General features: G+C 72.3%; 13 protein-coding genes. 12 read left to right on the forward strand and 1 reads right to left on the reverse strand.

Features of this window, described 5'->3' with window-relative positions; genetic code table 11:
* Window position 1: 1 nt before the first annotated feature.
* Complete coding sequence (locus ACTWM8_RS05130; protein WP_446212774.1) at window positions 2-1,441, forward strand: aldehyde dehydrogenase family protein; 1,440 nt, start codon at window positions 2-4, stop codon at window positions 1,439-1,441.
* A 133-nt stretch (window positions 1,442-1,574) separates the two neighbouring features.
* On the opposite strand, the gene ACTWM8_RS05135 is transcribed toward ACTWM8_RS05130, so the two are convergent.
* The gene (locus ACTWM8_RS05135) at window positions 1,575-2,798 is read right to left on the reverse strand and encodes an SUKH-3 domain-containing protein (protein WP_446212775.1); all 1,224 of its coding nucleotides are present in this window, start codon (window positions 2,796-2,798) and stop codon (window positions 1,575-1,577) included.
* A 94-nt stretch (window positions 2,799-2,892) separates the two neighbouring features.
* On the opposite strand from ACTWM8_RS05135, the gene ACTWM8_RS05140 reads away from it, so the two are divergent.
* The 11 genes from ACTWM8_RS05140 to ACTWM8_RS05190 all read left to right on the forward strand — a co-directional run bounded on the left by ACTWM8_RS05140 (window position 2,893) and on the right by ACTWM8_RS05190 (window position 15,899).
* The gene (locus ACTWM8_RS05140) at window positions 2,893-3,306 is read left to right on the forward strand and encodes a YbaB/EbfC family nucleoid-associated protein (RefSeq protein WP_446212776.1); all 414 of its coding nucleotides are present in this window, start codon (window positions 2,893-2,895) and stop codon (window positions 3,304-3,306) included.
* Window positions 3,299-3,643, forward strand: a complete 345-nt coding sequence (locus ACTWM8_RS05145) for a hypothetical protein (protein ID WP_446212777.1) — start codon at window positions 3,299-3,301, stop codon at window positions 3,641-3,643. Before ACTWM8_RS05140 ends, ACTWM8_RS05145 begins: the two co-directional genes overlap by 8 nt.
* An 18-nt stretch (window positions 3,644-3,661) precedes the next feature.
* A complete protein-coding gene (locus ACTWM8_RS05150; protein WP_446212778.1) occupies window positions 3,662-8,131 on the forward strand; it encodes a toxin glutamine deamidase domain-containing protein in 4,470 nt (1,489 codons plus the stop codon).
* A gap of 53 nt (window positions 8,132-8,184) precedes the next feature.
* Window positions 8,185-8,565 (forward strand): hypothetical protein, encoded by a 381-nt coding sequence (locus tag ACTWM8_RS05155; RefSeq protein WP_446212779.1) that lies wholly within the window; start codon window positions 8,185-8,187, stop codon window positions 8,563-8,565.
* Between the two features lie 78 nt (window positions 8,566-8,643).
* Window positions 8,644-9,228: a DinB family protein gene (locus ACTWM8_RS05160; RefSeq protein ID WP_446212780.1), complete on the forward strand. Its 585-nt coding sequence runs from the start codon at window positions 8,644-8,646 to the stop codon at window positions 9,226-9,228.
* 592 nt (window positions 9,229-9,820) lie between these two features.
* On the forward strand, window positions 9,821-10,456 hold the full coding sequence (gene nfi, locus ACTWM8_RS05165) for a deoxyribonuclease V (RefSeq protein WP_446214474.1): 636 nt from the start codon (window positions 9,821-9,823) through the stop codon (window positions 10,454-10,456).
* Window positions 10,457-10,844: 388 nt separating this feature from the next.
* A complete protein-coding gene (locus ACTWM8_RS05170) occupies window positions 10,845-11,924 on the forward strand; it encodes a hypothetical protein (protein ID WP_446212781.1) in 1,080 nt (359 codons plus the stop codon).
* Window positions 11,925-11,994: 70 nt separating this feature from the next.
* The gene (locus ACTWM8_RS05175; protein WP_446212782.1) at window positions 11,995-13,377 is read left to right on the forward strand and encodes a phosphomannomutase/phosphoglucomutase; all 1,383 of its coding nucleotides are present in this window, start codon (window positions 11,995-11,997) and stop codon (window positions 13,375-13,377) included.
* 62 nt (window positions 13,378-13,439) lie between these two features.
* The gene (locus tag ACTWM8_RS05180) at window positions 13,440-13,625 is read left to right on the forward strand and encodes a Trm112 family protein (RefSeq protein ID WP_088963849.1); all 186 of its coding nucleotides are present in this window, start codon (window positions 13,440-13,442) and stop codon (window positions 13,623-13,625) included.
* Entirely contained in the window at window positions 13,622-14,818 is a 1,197-nt protein-coding gene (locus ACTWM8_RS05185; protein WP_446212783.1) for an SIS domain-containing protein, read from the forward strand. Before ACTWM8_RS05180 ends, ACTWM8_RS05185 begins: the two co-directional genes overlap by 4 nt.
* A gap of 73 nt (window positions 14,819-14,891) precedes the next feature.
* Complete coding sequence (locus ACTWM8_RS05190) at window positions 14,892-15,899, forward strand: cation diffusion facilitator family transporter (protein WP_446212784.1); 1,008 nt, start codon at window positions 14,892-14,894, stop codon at window positions 15,897-15,899.
* Window positions 15,900-15,901 lie beyond the last annotated feature (2 nt).

Genomic DNA, 15,901 nt, shown 5'->3' on the forward strand with positions numbered 1-15,901 from the left:
CGTGGAGCCGAGAGCCTTCTATGTCGCCGGTCGCCCCGTCCACGGTGAGGGCGAGCTGACCGTCACCCACCCGTACGACGGCCGGACGGTGGGGCGTACCACGCTCGCCACGGCCGACCAGGTCGAGGCCGCCGTCGCGGCGGCGGCCGGCGTGGCGGCGCAGGCCGCGGCCCTGCCCGCGCACGTACGGGCGGCGGCCCTGGACCACGTCTCCCGGCGGCTGGCGGAGCGGGCCGAGGAGGTCGCGGCGCTGATCACCGCCGAGAACGGCAAGCCGGTCAAGTGGGCGCGGGCCGAGGTGGGGCGCGCGGTGTCGACGTTCCGCTGGGCGGCGGAGGAGGCCCGGCGCTTCTCCGGCGAGTTGCAGCGCCTGGACACCGACCCGGCGGCGACCGGGCGGATCGCCCTGGTGCGCCGGGTGCCGCGTGGCCCCGTGCTGGGGATCGCGCCGTTCAACTTCCCGCTGAACCTGGTGGCGCACAAGGTCGCCCCGGCGATCGCGGTGGGCGCGCCGATCATCGTGAAGCCGGCCCCGGCGACGCCGCTGTCGGCGCTGCTGCTGGGGGAGATCCTGGCCGAGACCGAGCTGCCCGAGGGCATGTTCTCGGTGCTGCCGCTGCCCAACGAGCGGGCCGCCGAGCTGGTCGCCGACCCGCGGCTGCCGGTGGTGTCGTTCACCGGCTCCGGCCCGGTGGGCGCGGCGATCCGCCGTTCCGTGCCGGAGAAGCACGTGACGTTGGAGCTGGGCGGCAACGCGGCGGCGGTGATCTGCGAGGACTGGGCCGCCGACGAGGATCTGACCTTCGCCGCGCACCGGATCGCGATGTTCTCCAACTACCAGGCCGGGCAGTCGTGCATCGCCGTGCAGCGGGTCTTCGTGCACGAGTGGCTCTACGACGGCTTCCTGCCCCGGCTGGTCGCGTCGGTGCAGGAACTGCGGGTGGGCGACCCTGCCTCCGGGTTGACCGACGTCGGGCCGCTGGTGTCCGAGGAGGCGGCGCAGCGGGTGGAGGCGTGGGTGGACGAGGCGGTCGCCGCCGGCGCCACCATCGAGGTGGGCGGCCGGCGCGACGGTGCCACCTACCCGCCGACCGTGCTTTCCGGCGTGCCCGCCGACGCGAAGGTCTGCAACGAGGAGGTCTTCGGGCCGGTCCTGGTGGTCGCGCGGGTCACCGACGATCGCGCCGCGTTCGCCGCCGTCAACGATTCCGCGTACGGGTTGCAGGCGGGCGTGTTCACCCACCGCCTGGATGTGGCGTTCGAGGCGGCGCGGGTGCTGGAGGTCGGCGGGGTGATCGTCGGGGACGTGCCGTCGTATCGCGCGGACCAGATGCCCTACGGCGGGGTGAAGGGGAGTGGCGTGGGGCGCGAGGGGCTGCGCAGCGCGATGGAGGACTACACCGAGCCGCGGGTGATGGTGCTGACCGGGGTGGCGCTGTAGCCGGTGTCAGCCGGCGTGGCGCGGTGCCGGCCGGGCGTGTCGGCGTCGGGGGCGGTCACCTCGTTGAGCGGTATGCCTGTCAGGCATATTTATGCCTCTCAGGTATATCGCTCAGGCGGCATACGACCGCCGCTCACCAGGAGCCGTCGTCGCGGACCCGGGCCGGGGCCAGGCCGAGCAGGAGCGTGGTGAGCGCGGCGTCGATGTCGTCGCCGAGGAACCACTCGCCGGCCTGATCGAGGGCGAAGATCCGGCCGTGCTCGTCCACCGCGAGGATGCTGTCCTGCCGTTCGGAGCCGATCGGGAACAGTCGCGCGCCGAGGACGGCACCGAAGTCGGCGAGGGTGTCGGCGGTGTGCGCCGCATGGAGTGGATCGATGCCGAACCAGGAGATCCACACCTCCCGTCCCGGGCCGCGGCGGCCGGACGTCAGGCCCGGAAACCGCGTGAGCGCTTCCTGAGCAGCCGGAAGGTCCGGATGCATACTGACTCGCTCCTGCGTCTCCAGGATCGCGATCCGGGCGATGTCTGCGTCTCCGCGGCCGGGCCGCCAACCGCCATCCACGAGCGCACTCGCCACCTCAGCTGGGAAGCGGCCCGGCTCCGGTGAGGTGCGAGTCTCCGGTCGCAACTCCCGGGTGTACGCCAGATCCGACCACCCGATCACCGCGAAGTGCACCAGGAAGTTCAGGCAGGAATCGCATGCCCGATCCGCCAGACCGGCGGCCGGGTCTCCCGGTTCCCTTGCACGGAAAATCTGGAACGGGGATTCGAAGAGAAGCAGCTCCGCCTCCCGCATCGTCAGCGGAGCCTCGCCCGCGGCGGCGCGGCGGTGGTCGTACTCGTGGAGGACGTCGGAAACGACGATCAGCTCCGCGTGGCGGTCGCCGCCCCGCGCCAGGTGCCCGGCCGGCAGATCGTCCAGGTACGCGCGGACCAGCGGGTGGTGGTGCAGCTCGATGTCGCCCTTGGCGCCGTGGCCGAGGTACGTGCGGCCCTCGACGGTGAGGTGGGCGACCGTGGCGGGCGTCGGCAGGCGCCGGATCTCGCGGAGCAGCTGGCTGGCCGGGTCGACCGTGCGCGGCGCCGGGCCGTCGGCGGGGCGACTGCGGCGGTACATCTGCTCGACGGCGGCGACCGGCACCCGCGGCCAGGTGGAGACCTCGCCGGTCTCCTTATCCACCACCGTCGTGGGCAGGTCACCCGGCACGGTGTCGACGTCGGGTGCCACGACGGAACGGATCACGTACCCCAGGTCGAACTCGTCGATCCTCGGACGGCACTCGTAGCCCAGCCGCTGTGAGTCGCGGCGGGCCCACACCGTGGCGAGCTGCTCGGCCTGCTGGCGATCGATCACGAGCTGAAAACTACCGGACCCCCACGACTTCGTGGCACCCGGTATGGTTCGCCTGACTGAACGTGACCGGGGGAGGGTGGCGTTGGCCGAAAGTGTGGACCGGGAGGCCAATCGCGCGCTCCGGGCGCGGTTCGACGAGGTGTACGGGCAGTACCGGCGGCTCCGGTCCGGTTTGGACGAACTGCAGACCAAGCTGGCGGAGCTGCGGATCACCGAACGCTCGGAGGACGGTCAGGTCACCGCCACCGTGGGAGCTCGGGGCGAGTTGATCGCCGTGGAGCTCAGTCCGGCCGTCTACCACGCCCGGGACCCGAGAGATCTGAGCCGGAAGATCACCACGACGGTCCACCGGGCCACCGCTGCCGCCGTCGCTGCCACCCAGGAGCTGGTTGCCGGTTACCTACCGGCGGGCTCCGGCTCTGTGGAATTCCTCCGCAGCGGCGACTTCGGCGCGCTGCTCGGCCGGGCCGACGCGGCGCTTGAGGACGAAGGGGAACGGCGTGGCTGAGGGGCAGCTCTGGCTCGACCCGGACCGGGCCCGGCGCGGCGGTACCGACCTCCACCTCGCCGGCGAGGCGGTTGGCGCCCGATGTGAGCAGGTCGGCGGTCGCATCGCGGCGGCGAGCGCGCAGCAGCCGTGGGGTCGCGACGACATCGGCGCCGCGTTCGAAAAGAGCTACCGCGGCTACGAGGAGACGCTGCTGCGCGCCTGGGAGGGCGTCGGCCGGGCGTTGGCGGGCCTCGGGGTCGACGTCGTGTCGTCCGTCGAGGCCACAGTGGAGACCGACGCCGCGAGCGGCCGGCGACTCGACGGAGTGTCCGGCCAGCACGACTACCGGCGCTGACCTGCGGAGGACCGAGCCGTGAGCCTGCTGCCCAGCCCGATCCCGCACCCGCTCGACTACAGCCCCTGGGATCTGCCGGGCTGGGTCTACGAGGCACTCGACTGGGTCATCGGGGTGGAGTGGCCGGAGGGGGACGAACGCGCGGTCTGGGACCTCGCCGACCAGTGGCACGGCGTCGCTGCGGCGCTCGCCGGGCCGCGCGACGACGCGATCGCCGCCGCGGCCGAGGTGCGCAGCGGCTACGGCGGCATCGGCCTGGTGGCCGAGGCGTTCGACACGGCCTGGCGGCGGGTTGCCGAAGGCGACGAGGCGCCCCTGCCCGTCCTGCTCGCGATAAGCGGCGACCTCGGCCGGCTGGTCGAGGAGTGCGGCTGCGACATCGAGGGCGCCAAGCTCGAGGTCTGGATCGAGTTGGGCATCCTCGTCGTCGAGCTGCTGGCGATCGCCGTGGCCAGCGTGGTGACCGCCGGCGCGGCGTCACCCGCCGTCGGCGCGGCGACCACCGCCAGCCGGCTGGTGATCCAGCAGATCTTCAAGCGGCTGCTGGCCCAACTCGCGAAGAAGGAACTGAAGCGGGGCCTCAAGGAGGCCGGGGAGCGGGCCGCCAAGGAGGTGGCCCGGGGCGGCATGCGTGGGCTGGGCAAGCGCGCCGCCCGAGGCGGGCTGGAGGAGGCCGCGGAGGAGTCCGGGATCAGCCTCGCCACGCAGGCGTACCAGAACTCCACCGGACGTCGCCACGGCCTGGACCTGGCCGACCTGGGTGCGTCGGCGGTCGGTGGGCTCGCCGGCGGCGCGGTGGCGCCGCTGGCGGGGCTCGGCCGGCACGCCCACGGTCGCGGCACGCGGATCGTCGAACACTTCGGCCGGGAGATGACCGGCGAGACCCTCGCCGAGGGCGCCGCGGGCCTGGCCACCGGCCAGGGCGTCATGTCGCTCGAGGACGCCGCGCGGGCGGCCGTCTCCGGCGCCACCGGTTCGGCCACCGGCCAGGTCGACGCGGCGGTGCGCGCCCGCGTCGACGGGCAGTTGAGTGCGCTCGCCGCGCCGCTCCCGCCCATGGAGCTGCCCCTCGTGCCGCCGGGGGTGGCTGCGGGCGACCTCCCCTCGCCCCGGGACGGATCGTCTTCCGAGGCGGGCGCTTCGGCCTTGTCCGGCGGCTCGGGAATGGGAGCGACGCTTGGGGCCTCGCTCGCGGACGCCGCTCCGCCCGCACCGCAGCCGGACCGGGAGCCAGTGGCGGTCAGCCCGGGGGACACTGTTCCGGCTGGGGAGGCCGGGTCGGTGTCGGGTCGCGGGGCGTCAGCGGCCGTCACCGTGGATGCCGACGCCGCCGCATCGACTCAGGCGGGGCACGGACAGTCGTCGAGCAGCCCCACGCTCTCGTCGGTTACGGCCGAACGTCCGCCCTCGCCACAGGTTGGCGAGGTGCCTGCCACCGCGGCTCACTCCACCACCACGCCGACGGCTGCCAACCCGGCGGCGTCCGCCCCTGTGACTACCGGCACCGTGACCACCTCCGCCACCACGGCGACGCCCACCACGCTTACGTCGCCCGCCACCGTGACGTCGTCCGCCACCGCGCCGATGTCCGCGACCTTGACGACGTCCGCCACCGCGACCTCGTCCGGCACCATTACCTCGACCGGCGCCGGGGCGGTCGGCAGCGCGGCGACCAGCCTCCCTCCGGCCAATGCGAACGGGTCTGCGTCCGCGCACCCGCCGGTGGCCGTCGCGCACGGCAGTCCTCCGGCCGTCACCCCGCTACCGGTGCAGCGGCCCACCCCGGTGGGTGTGGAACCGCCGCCTCGGCAGGGCTCCGGGGCGCCGCAGCAGGTCGGTGACGTCGCCACCCCGAACCGGTTCCCGTCGCTGGAGGCGCTGGCCCCGACGACCTCACCACTTCCCGAGGCGCAACCCTCGCCCGTTCGACCGGGACCGGCCACCGAACTGCCGCGCCCGAGGACGCCCGAGTGGTACGCCGCGAAGTGGGCGGCCGAGCGGGAAGCCTTGGAGCGACGCCGCTACCAGGGCTACTTCGAGTCGCAGCGAGCCAGGTACGAGGACAAGCGGCGGTTCGACGCGGCCAGCCGCCGTAAGGATGTGGCTCGAACCCACGAGGAAAGGGCACGCCGGTCTGCCCGTCGCGCGATCGAGTTGCAGCGCGAGGGTCGCGTCGAAATGGCGGACTGGTTCCAGCGGCTTGCGAACCAGGACCAGCGTGACGCGTTCGACGAGCAGGATCTGGCCGATGACATCCTGGCCGGCAGGGTCGTGCCGGACCAGGTCTTCATCGACAACCCGGCCGACTTCCAGCGGATCAACGACGACGTCGCCGATCTGGCCCTCGGTGCGGTCGAGACGAGCGACCGGTCGGCGCTGACCGGTGCCGACGACCACCCGCCGCCAATCGACCGTTCCCGCCGGTACGGGCAGTGGGGTGGGCTGCGCCCGCCGCTGGCTCTGCACCAGACCGACCTTGAACGGCAGATGCCCCGCCACCCCGACGGCAGCGTCGTGCGTACCGCCGATCCCCGGTGGGGCGGGTGGTTCGCGCTCGCCAACGACGGCGGGCCACAGGCCGACCCCACCCGCGGCATCAACTGCCTCGACTGCACGCTGTCGCTTTTCGAGACCTGGGTACACGGCCGACCGCGGGTCTCTGCTCCGCGTACCTTCGACGGCTACGCCGCGGGTGACATCCGCTGTCCGATCATGGGCGAGAAGAACGGCCCGCGGCGGGTGGAGCAGGTCACCGGCGGGCGTTTCCAGAGGCTGGTGGGCCGTCGGGAAGGGGCGACGGACAGGTCGGCCGTGCGCGGCGCGGTCGACCGTGGCTTCGAGAACCTGCGCGTCCAGCTGAAGATCGGCGGCCACGGCAGCTACGCGTTCCTCATCACCGAGTGGGAGAACGGGGGGTCGCACGCCTGGGTCGCCCTCAACCAGAGCGGCACCATCCTCTACCTCGACCCCCAGAGCGGCGCGGTCTACGACCAGCCCCTATACCGCCACCGGGGCGTTGCCGACCCGGACAACGTGGTCAGCGTCGACGCCCTCGTGCTCGGCGGTGACGGCCGGCCGATGCCGCTGGGTGGGCTGGCCCGGGGACAGTTCAGTGTCCTCCCCGATCTGCCCGACTATCCGTCGATGCCGGAGGACGAGGCCGGGTACGGCGACCCGTACCTGAACCGCCTCCACCTGCTCGACGGCCCGGGCACCGCTTCCCCTGGAAACGGTCCTCCGGCGAACGGCGTGCCACCTGCCGCGCCCGACCTCCCGCCGGAGGCCGATGAGCCGCCCGGCGAAGCGGAAGAACTGCGGCGAGCGCGTCAACTGGCGTACCGGGAGCGCCAGACTGCCGAGCTGCCGGCCCGTGAGGTCGTCGTGGCGAGCGCCGATCTCGACGCGGTGTTCGAAGCAGGCCTCACCCCTGCCGAGGTGGCCGCCCAGCTCGACGGTCCGACGCTCAGGCGGCTCGCCCCGCACCTCGACCAGGCGGCGGCCTACGACGTGGCGCGGTTGCTCGCCGATCCGCGGGTTGCTCGCATGCTCGACGAAACGTGGCGGACGCCCCCATACGGCGAGCCTATGCTCGCCGAGACGCTGGTCAGTCAGTTCACGCAGCATCCCAATCTGGCACGGATTATCCTGGCCACGCCGGAACTCGCGAACTCGCTGACGGCGCGTCCGCTGACCCTGCACCACCTCGCGACCCATCAGCGGGCCATCGACGTCCTGGGATCAGTGCTCGACGACATCTCCGCGATGAGGCCGACACCTGGCGCCACAACTGCGTCGTCCGTACAAGCGACGCCACTCACTACTGAGCAGCGGCAGATTTCAGAAGCCATCAAGGCCCGTAAGCAACCGGTGTACCAGGCCAACTTCGATCTGTCGAGGCAGCACGATGAAGAATATCGGCTGGCGTACCTCACGAGCCTCTACCAGGCTGCCGAGGTGGCGCAGCGCGAGTTGAACCAGCTCGCCTCGTCGTTGGCGGCTGGGGGTGGCCGCCCTGGATGGCGGCGCCAACGCAAGGGCTATCGCCGTGTTCTGGACAAACTCGTCGAGTACGACAACGACGCATCCAAGTTGAAGGATCTGGCCGCTGCCAAGGTGCAATTTGAGCGCCTGGAAGACGTATACGCAGCGCTTGCTGCGTTGGGCCGGCGCAATGACGTCGTGGTGCTCAACATCAAGGATCGTTTCATCAAGCCCCTGACGAGCGGGTATCGCGATGTACTGCTCAGCTTGCGGATGTCCAACGGCCACGTCGCCGAACTGCGCCTGCATCTTGCTGCAATGGACGATGTTGCGGTGTGGGAGCATCCTCTTTACGAGGTTCGGCGAGACCTGGAGGCGATTGCCGAGGCTGAGGGCCGCGAGCTGACAGCCGCAGAAGGTCGGATCATGGACGGTTTGCTCTGTAGGGAACGGGAAGCCTTCTGGTCGGCACTGAACCAGGGCGAAAGTGAGAGTGGACGGCGTTGAGGCGGGCAGAGGGTCTTGAGCTCCCAGCATTCTTCAATTACTACGACACACCGGTGAAGGTCGTCGGTACTTCTGACGGCGGCATGCTCGCTTGGAAGTTGGTCAGAGAGACCGGCGGCTGGCAGTCGGCGGACCGGCTGATAGACAAGATTTTGTTGGTGGGCGGCGATGAGGTGGAGGCCCTGAGTCGCAATGAGTTCATAGAATTGACCGAGTACGAAAGGGGGCGTTATCTCAGGGGAAGCGGCCCGATCTTCGCACTCTATGAAACCGTCAGCGCTATTATCGACACGTTGACCCGAGAGCGGAGGTATCCGACTCCCGGGGAGACAGCCCTGATTCGCGGGATCCATCAGAAGACCTTCGTCATGTTCGAGGAAGAGCTCCAGCGCGCGGGCGAGGCAGGTGCCGATCCCTTGCTCGCGGACAGTTGATGAGGGTTGCGGAGACCGCGCCTCTCGTAGCTCCAGAATTCTCTTGCAACCCGCGCGCAGGTGGGTCAGGGTCGCGAGATGACGGACCCTCACGCCGACATCCCCGCTGACCTCCCCACCCGCTCCTTCGGCTGGTCGGACATGTTCCTCAAGCCGGAAGACGACCCCCGCTCCGACGGTGGCTTCGACGACGAGCGGAGCCTGCTGGTCGGCTACCTGCGTGACCATCGGCTGACCTTGGAACTCAAGTGCGCCGATCTCGACGCCGAGGCGCTGGCCCGGCGCAGCGTGCCGCCGTCGACGATGTCACTGCTCGGCCTGGTCCGGCACATGGCCGAGGTGGAGCGGGGCTGGTTCCGCCGCACCATGGCTGGCGAGGACGCGCCGCGGATCTGGTGCACCGAGGAGGAGCCCGACGCCGACTTCGATGGCGCGGTCGCCGATCCGAAGGTGGTCGAGGAGGCGTGGGCGGCCTGGCGCGCGGAGGTCGCGTACGCCGAGCGTTTCGTCGACGAGGCTGCCGACCTGGGCGTCAAGGGGCGCCGGGATGACCTGACAATCTCGCTGCGCGAACTGCTGGTGCACATGATCGAGGAGTACGCCCGCCACAACGGCCACGCCGACTTCCTCCGCGAGCGCATCGACGGCCGCGTCGGTCAGTGACCTGGGCGAGCGGTGCGGGCGGCCCGCCCAGCAGGCCCGGCAGCGGGGTGGCGAGATCCACATAGGCGCGGGTCATGACGAACTCCGGCATGTCCAAGCGGCAGTCGACGGCATGGGCGGGCGGCCTTCTGCTGGGCCTCGTCATCGGCCTGGCCATCTTCCGGGACACTGGCGGGGTGGCCTTCGGCGTCGCGATCGGGTGTCGCCTTCGCGGTCGCCTTCGGTGGCCCCCGCACGGATGAGCGGCCGGACAAGGCCGACAGCGGCGAATAGCGACGGCCACCAATCCCGTCACGCGGCGGGAGTCTGGATGATCCGCACCATGTGCGCGAAGTTGCGGTGCCCGTCGCTGGGGAACACCGCAACATCGCGTAAATGGAGTCGATCAAGCAGGACCGGGCCGGACGCGTCGGAGGCAGCTGGCGGCGGATCGAAGCGACACGGAGCCGAGCAGGCCGAGAGCGGAAGACGGCAGGGCCGGTCAGCGGCGACGACCGGCGGTGCGGTCTTCAACGCCGGCGACAGAGACGCGCTGCGGCCACGGAGAGGGGCGCCGGTGCAGGTGGACACGCCGAGGACGGTCGCGGAGGCGATGGCCGTACAGGATCGGTTGCGGCCGCTCGCGGACCTGGTCGGGCCCGGTCCGCGCCGGCCCGCGACGGTGGCCGGCCTCGACGTCGCGTACGCAGAGAGGGGTGACCTGCTCGCGGCGGCCGTCACGGTGCTGGACGCCGCGACCCTGACAGTGGTGGACCGGGCGGTGAGCGTGGGGCGACCGGCGTTCGAGTACGTGCCGGGGCTGTTCGCCTTCCGGGAGCTGCCGGCGTTGCTGGCCGCCCTCGACGGGCTGACGGTGCAGCCGGAGCTGCTGGTCTGCGACGGGCACGGGCTGGCCCACCCGCGCCGGTTCGGGCTGGCCTGTCACCTGGGGGTGGTGACCGGGCTGCCGGCGATCGGGGTGGGCAAGACGCGGCTGGTCGGCGAGTCGGCGGAGCCGGGGCCGCGGCGCGGTGACAGCACGCCGCTGGTCGACGGGGGCGAGACCGTTGGGCGGGTGCTGCGGACCCGGGACGGCGTCAAGCCGGTCTTCGTCAGCGTCGGGCACCGGATGAGCCTGGACAACGCCGTCGACCAGGTGCTCGCGCTCACCCCGCGCTACCGGCTGCCGGAGACCACCCGCACCGCCGACCGGCTCTGCCGCGACGCCCTGGCCGCCGCCCGCACCTGACTCATCGCTGTTCCTGAACGGCGAACCCCGCTGGATGCCCGCCGTCACCGCCATCGCCCCACCCGGCGACCCGCGGCGACTTCGACGGGCTACGCCCCGTCATCGCCATCGCTCCACCCACCGCAGCGGCGATCCTCGAGGCGACTCCGACAGTCTCCGCGCCGGCACCGCCATCGTCCGCACTCATCGCCGGGACCTGCCCCGACGCGGCCCGCCGTCATCGCGATCGCCCCACCCGCACCCCGACAGAAAGGGCGGCCGGCGTGATCCAGGACACGGCCGGCAGGGTAATGCGGCACACATCTGGAGCGCTCAATGGGGAGAGGACCCCCCGACCCGGTAGTAGCCTGACCGCCGGACTCCAGCGGGGAGAGACGGTGAGGTGGAGATGTCCGTGCGTCGGCAGGTCGTACGGCTGGTGACGGCTGCTGCGCTGCTCGGCGGCCTGCTCGTCGTCGGCGTCGCTCCCGCGTACGCCGATTCCGACCGGGTCGGGGTCCGCGCGGCGAGCAGCTTCAGCGCGGGCGGTTCCCCGGGCGGCGTCTCGATGGAGGTGCGCAAGCGCACGGAGGGCTGCGTGCTGCTGCGCAGTTCGCTCGGGTTGCGGCTCACCGGGTTGAATCCGGACCAGGTGCGGGTACAGGTGAACATCGGCGGCCGCTGGTTCCCGGTACCGGTTTCCGGCGGTGGTGGCAGCGTCGCCACCGGCCGTACCTCGCCGGCGAATGCCACGTTGTGCAAGGGGAAGAGCATCACCGTTCGCTACCGGGTCGCGTTCGTCGCGGGCGCGCCGGCGGGCAGGTTGGAGGTGGTCGGCGAGGCGACGACCGCCGTCGGCCGGTTGATCGGCCGGGGCGCCGACACCTCCCGGGTGGGTGGCCGCCTCGCCGCGTCGCCGACCCCGAGCCGCAAGCCCACCCCGACGCCCACCCCGAGCGCGACCGAGACCCCGGCCGCCGTCACGGACGAGCCGACCCAGGCCGCCCTCGCCGCCCCGAACACCGGCCAGGCCACCGCCGCTGCCGAAGAGTCCTCCGGAGGATCCATGATCATGTGGTTCGGCATCGCCCTGGTAGCCATCGGCGCCGGGCTGATCGCCCTGCTCATCCGCAACAACCGCACGGACCGCGGGCACGCCGACGAGCAGGCGTACCCGGCCGTCCCGCTGCCCCGCAACCCCGGTCCGACCACCTACCGCTCCGGCGGCGGGGTGCCGGGCGCGACCCCCGCGCCGACCCCCCAGGTGTACGGCCAGCAGCCCGCCCCCGCGCGCCCCAGCGGCCTGTACGGCGGCGCCGGCGCGTACCCGACCGTCCCGCCCGGCCCCCGCCCGTCCGGCGGGGTGTACGGCGCGCCGACCTCGGCCCCGCCGGCCGCCACGCCCCCGGCGCCGCAGCGCCCCGCCGCGCCGCCGGCCGCCCCGCCCGACGGTGAGGCGACCACCTTCATGCCCCGCCTCCCCGGCTAGGACGGGGCGGGCCCGGCCGCTCCGTTAGGCTCAGGTTCGTTGACGACCTGCTGTCGAGGAGTGAATCCCGGTGTCTGACCTGTCCCAGATCGTGAAGGCGTACGACGTCCGGGGGACGGTGCCGGACCAGTGGGACGAGCGCACCGCCGAGGCGCTCGGCGCCGCCTTCACGCAGGTGCTCAACGAGAGCGGCGAACCGGGCGACGCCGTGCTGATCGCGCACGACATGCGGGCCACCGGCCCCGCCCTGGCGAACGCCTTCGCCACCGGCGTGCGCGCCGAGGGCCGTACGGTGATCGAGCTGGGGCTGGCCTCCACCGACATGCTCTACTACGCCTCGGGCGCGCAGGGCCTGCCGGGCGCGATGTTCACCGCCAGCCACAACCCGGCGCAGTACAACGGCATCAAGATGTGCCGCTCCGGCGCCCGCCCGATCGGGCAGGACAGCGGCCTGGCCGACATCCGGGACCGGGCGCAGGCGCTGCTCGCCGCTGGTGAGCGCCTGGCCGGCGAGCTGCCCGCCCCGGCCCGGCGGCGCGACCTGCTGCCGGACTACGCCGCGCACCTGCGCAAGCTGGTCGACCTGTCGAGCATCCGGCCGCTGAAGGTGGTCGTCGACGCGGGCAACGGGATGGGCGGCTACACCGTGCCCACCGTGCTCGGCGAGGCCGCCCTGCCGGCCCTGCCGCTGGAGATCGTGCCGCTCTACTTCGAGCTGGACGGCACCTTCCCCAACCACGAGGCCAACCCGCTCGACCCGAAGAACCTGGTCGACCTTCAGCGCGCGGTGGTGGCGCACAGCGCCGACATCGGGCTCGCCTTCGACGGCGACGCCGACCGCTGCTTCGTGATCGACGAGCGCGGCGAGCCGGTCTCCCCGTCCGCGATCACCGCCCTGGTGGCGGCCCGGGAGCTGGCCAAGCACCCCGGCTCCACGGTGATCCACAACCTGATCACCTCCCGCGCGGTGCCGGAGATCATCCGGGAGCACGGCGGCCAGCCGGTGGTGGCCCGGGTCGGCCACTCGTTCATCAAGGCCGAGATGGCCCGCACCAACGCCGTCTTCGGCGGCGAGCACTCCGCGCACTACTACTTCCGGGACTTCTGGTTCGCCGACACCGGCATGCTCGCGGCCATGCACACCCTGGCCGCCCTCGGCGAGCAGTCCCAGCCGCTGTCGATCTTCGCCAGCATCTACGAGCGGTACGCCGCCTCCGGTGAGATCAACTCCACGGTTGCCGACCAGGCGGCGAAGGTCGCCGAGGTGCGCGCCGCGTACCCGGAGGCGGAGGTCGACGAGCTGGACGGCCTCACCCTGCGCTTCCCGGACGGGGCCTGGTTCAACCTGCGCCCCTCCAACACCGAGCCGCTGCTGCGGCTCAACGTGGAGGGCCCGACCGAGGAGCGGATGATCTCGCTGCGCGACGAGGTGCTGGAGCGCGTTCGCCGATAAGATCGCCTGCGCCGGTCGGCACCGCCGACCGGCGAGACCGCACACGTGGAAGGAGCCGCACCGTGGCCCTGGACCCGCAGTTGCTCGAGATCCTCGCCTGCCCGGACACACACCACGCCCCGCTGGACTACGACGCGCAGGCGCAGACCCTCACCTGCACCGAGTGCGGTCGCGTCTTCGAGGTACGCGACGACGTGCCGGTGCTGCTGCTGGACGAGGCGCGCGGCGGCCCGGAGGCGCAGCGGTGATGGACGGTTCGGCCGGGGTCAGCGGCCGGCGGGTGGCCGACGAGTCCGTCCTGGACGACCCGGACACCTTCGCCGAGCAGGACCCGGGCGGCATGCTCCGCTTCACCGCCTCGGCCGGCGCCCAGGTGCGCGAGTCGGCGAGCCTGGCCGCCGAGGCCAACCTGTCGCTGCTGGAGGACGACGGTCGCCCCCGGGCGGTCGTCATCGCCGGCATCGGCACCGCCGGGCGTACCGGTGACGTGCTCGCCACGGTGGCCGGGCCGCGCTGCCCGGTGCCGGTCATCCCGCACCGCAGCGCCGGCGTGCCCGGCTGGGTCGGCGCGGCCGACGTGGTGATCGCGGTCAGCGCCTCCGGTCGCAGCCCCGAGGCGCTCGGCGCCGCCGAGGCCGCGCACCGCCGGGGTGCCCGGCTGGTCGCCGTCGGGGCGCCCGACTCGCAGCTCCAGTCGGTCGCCGAGCGGGCCCGTGCCCCGTTCATCCCGGTGCCCCGGCGCGCCCCGGCCCGGGCCAGTCTCTGGGCGCTCACCGTGCCGGTTCTGCTCGCCGCCCGTACGCTCGGCCTGGTGAAGGTCAACGAGGCGGATCTGGCGGAGACCGCGGCCCGGCTGGACGCCGACGCCGACCGGTGCCGTCCCACCGCCGAGTCCTTCGTCAACCCGGCGAAGTCGCTGGCCCTCGGGCTGGCCGGGTCGATCCCGATCGTCTGGGGGTCGTCCCCGCTGGCCACCGTCGCGGCCCGGCGCTTCGGCGACACGCTGTCGGCCAACGCCCGCTACCCGGTGGTCACCGGGGCGCTCGGCGAGGCCGGCCGCGGGCGCGTCGGCCTGCTCGACGGCGTCTTCGGCGGCCTGGTCGAGTCGGCGCGGGACATCTTCGCCGACCGGGACGAGACCGAGGGCGACCCGACCCGGCTGCGGCTGGTGCTGCTGCGCGACGGCGGGCTCAACGCCGAGGACGACACCGACGAGCCGCTCGCCGTCGAGGAGCGTCGCGCCGAGGCGGTGCAGACCCTCGCCGAGCGGCGCGGGGTGCGCTGCGACGTGGTGACCGCCGAGGGCGGCTCCGCGCTGGAGCGGCTCGCCTCGCTCGTGGCCGTACCCGACTTCGCCTCGGTCTACCTGGCCCTGGCCCACGGCCTGGACCCGATGGCGGTCCCGGCGATCACGGAGATGAAGGAGCTGTCGAACCAGTGAGCGAACGCAAGGGGCGAACCGTCCTGCTCAGCGGCGTGGCGACCGATGCCGCGCGGCGGAACGGAGCGGGAGCGTGAGCGCGAACGGCGGGACCAAGGCGATCGTCGCCGCCCTGCTGGCCAACGTGGGCATCGCCGTCACCAAGTTCATTGCGTTCATCCTGACGGGTTCCTCGTCGATGCTGGCGGAGTCGATCCACTCCGTCGCCGACTCCGGCAACCAGGGCCTGCTGCTGCTCGGCGGCAAGCGGGCCAAGCGCGAGGCCACCCCGCAGCACCCCTTCGGGTACGGCCGGGAGCGCTACGTCTACGCGTTCATCGTCTCGATCGTGCTGTTCAGCGTCGGTGGTCTCTTCGCGCTCTACGAGGCGTACCACAAGTGGCACGACAAGGAGGGCATCCACGAGTACCAGTGGGTGCCGGTCGCCGTGCTGGTGATCGCGATCGTCATGGAGTCGTTCTCCTTCCGGACCGCCATCAAGGAGTCCAACCACATCCGGGGCAACCAGTCCTGGGTGAAGTTCGTCCGCCGGGCCAAGGCCCCCGAGCTGCCGGTGGTGCTGCTGGAGGACCTCGGCGCGCTGGTCGGTCTGGTCTTCGCGCTCTTCGGCGTCGGCATGACCCTGATCACCGGCAACGGCGAGTGGGACGCGGCCGGCACCGCGATGATCGGTGTGCTGCTGGTGACGATCGCGATCATCCTCGCCATCGAGACCAAGAGCCTGCTGCTCGGTGAGGGCGCCGAGGCACCGGATCTGGCGAAGATCGAGCAGGCGGTCACCGGTGGCCCCGAGGTCGAGCGGATCATCCACATGAAGACGCTCTACCTCGGCCCCGAGGAGCTGCTGGTCGCCGCGAAGATCGGCGTCTCGGCCTGCGACACCGCGGAGGAGCTGGCCCGCGGCATCAACGCCGTCGAGGCGCGGATCCGCGCAGCCGTGCCGATCGCCCGGGTGATCTACCTGGAGCCGGACGTCTACAGCGCCGCCGCCGACCGCGCCGGCACCGGTGCTGCCTCGCACACCGCCGTACCCGGGCCGGAGGCCGAGTCGGGCGGGGTGTCCGGGCGGGCCGGAGGCTGACC

Source organism: Micromonospora sp. IBSANI012, from assembly GCF_052814045.1.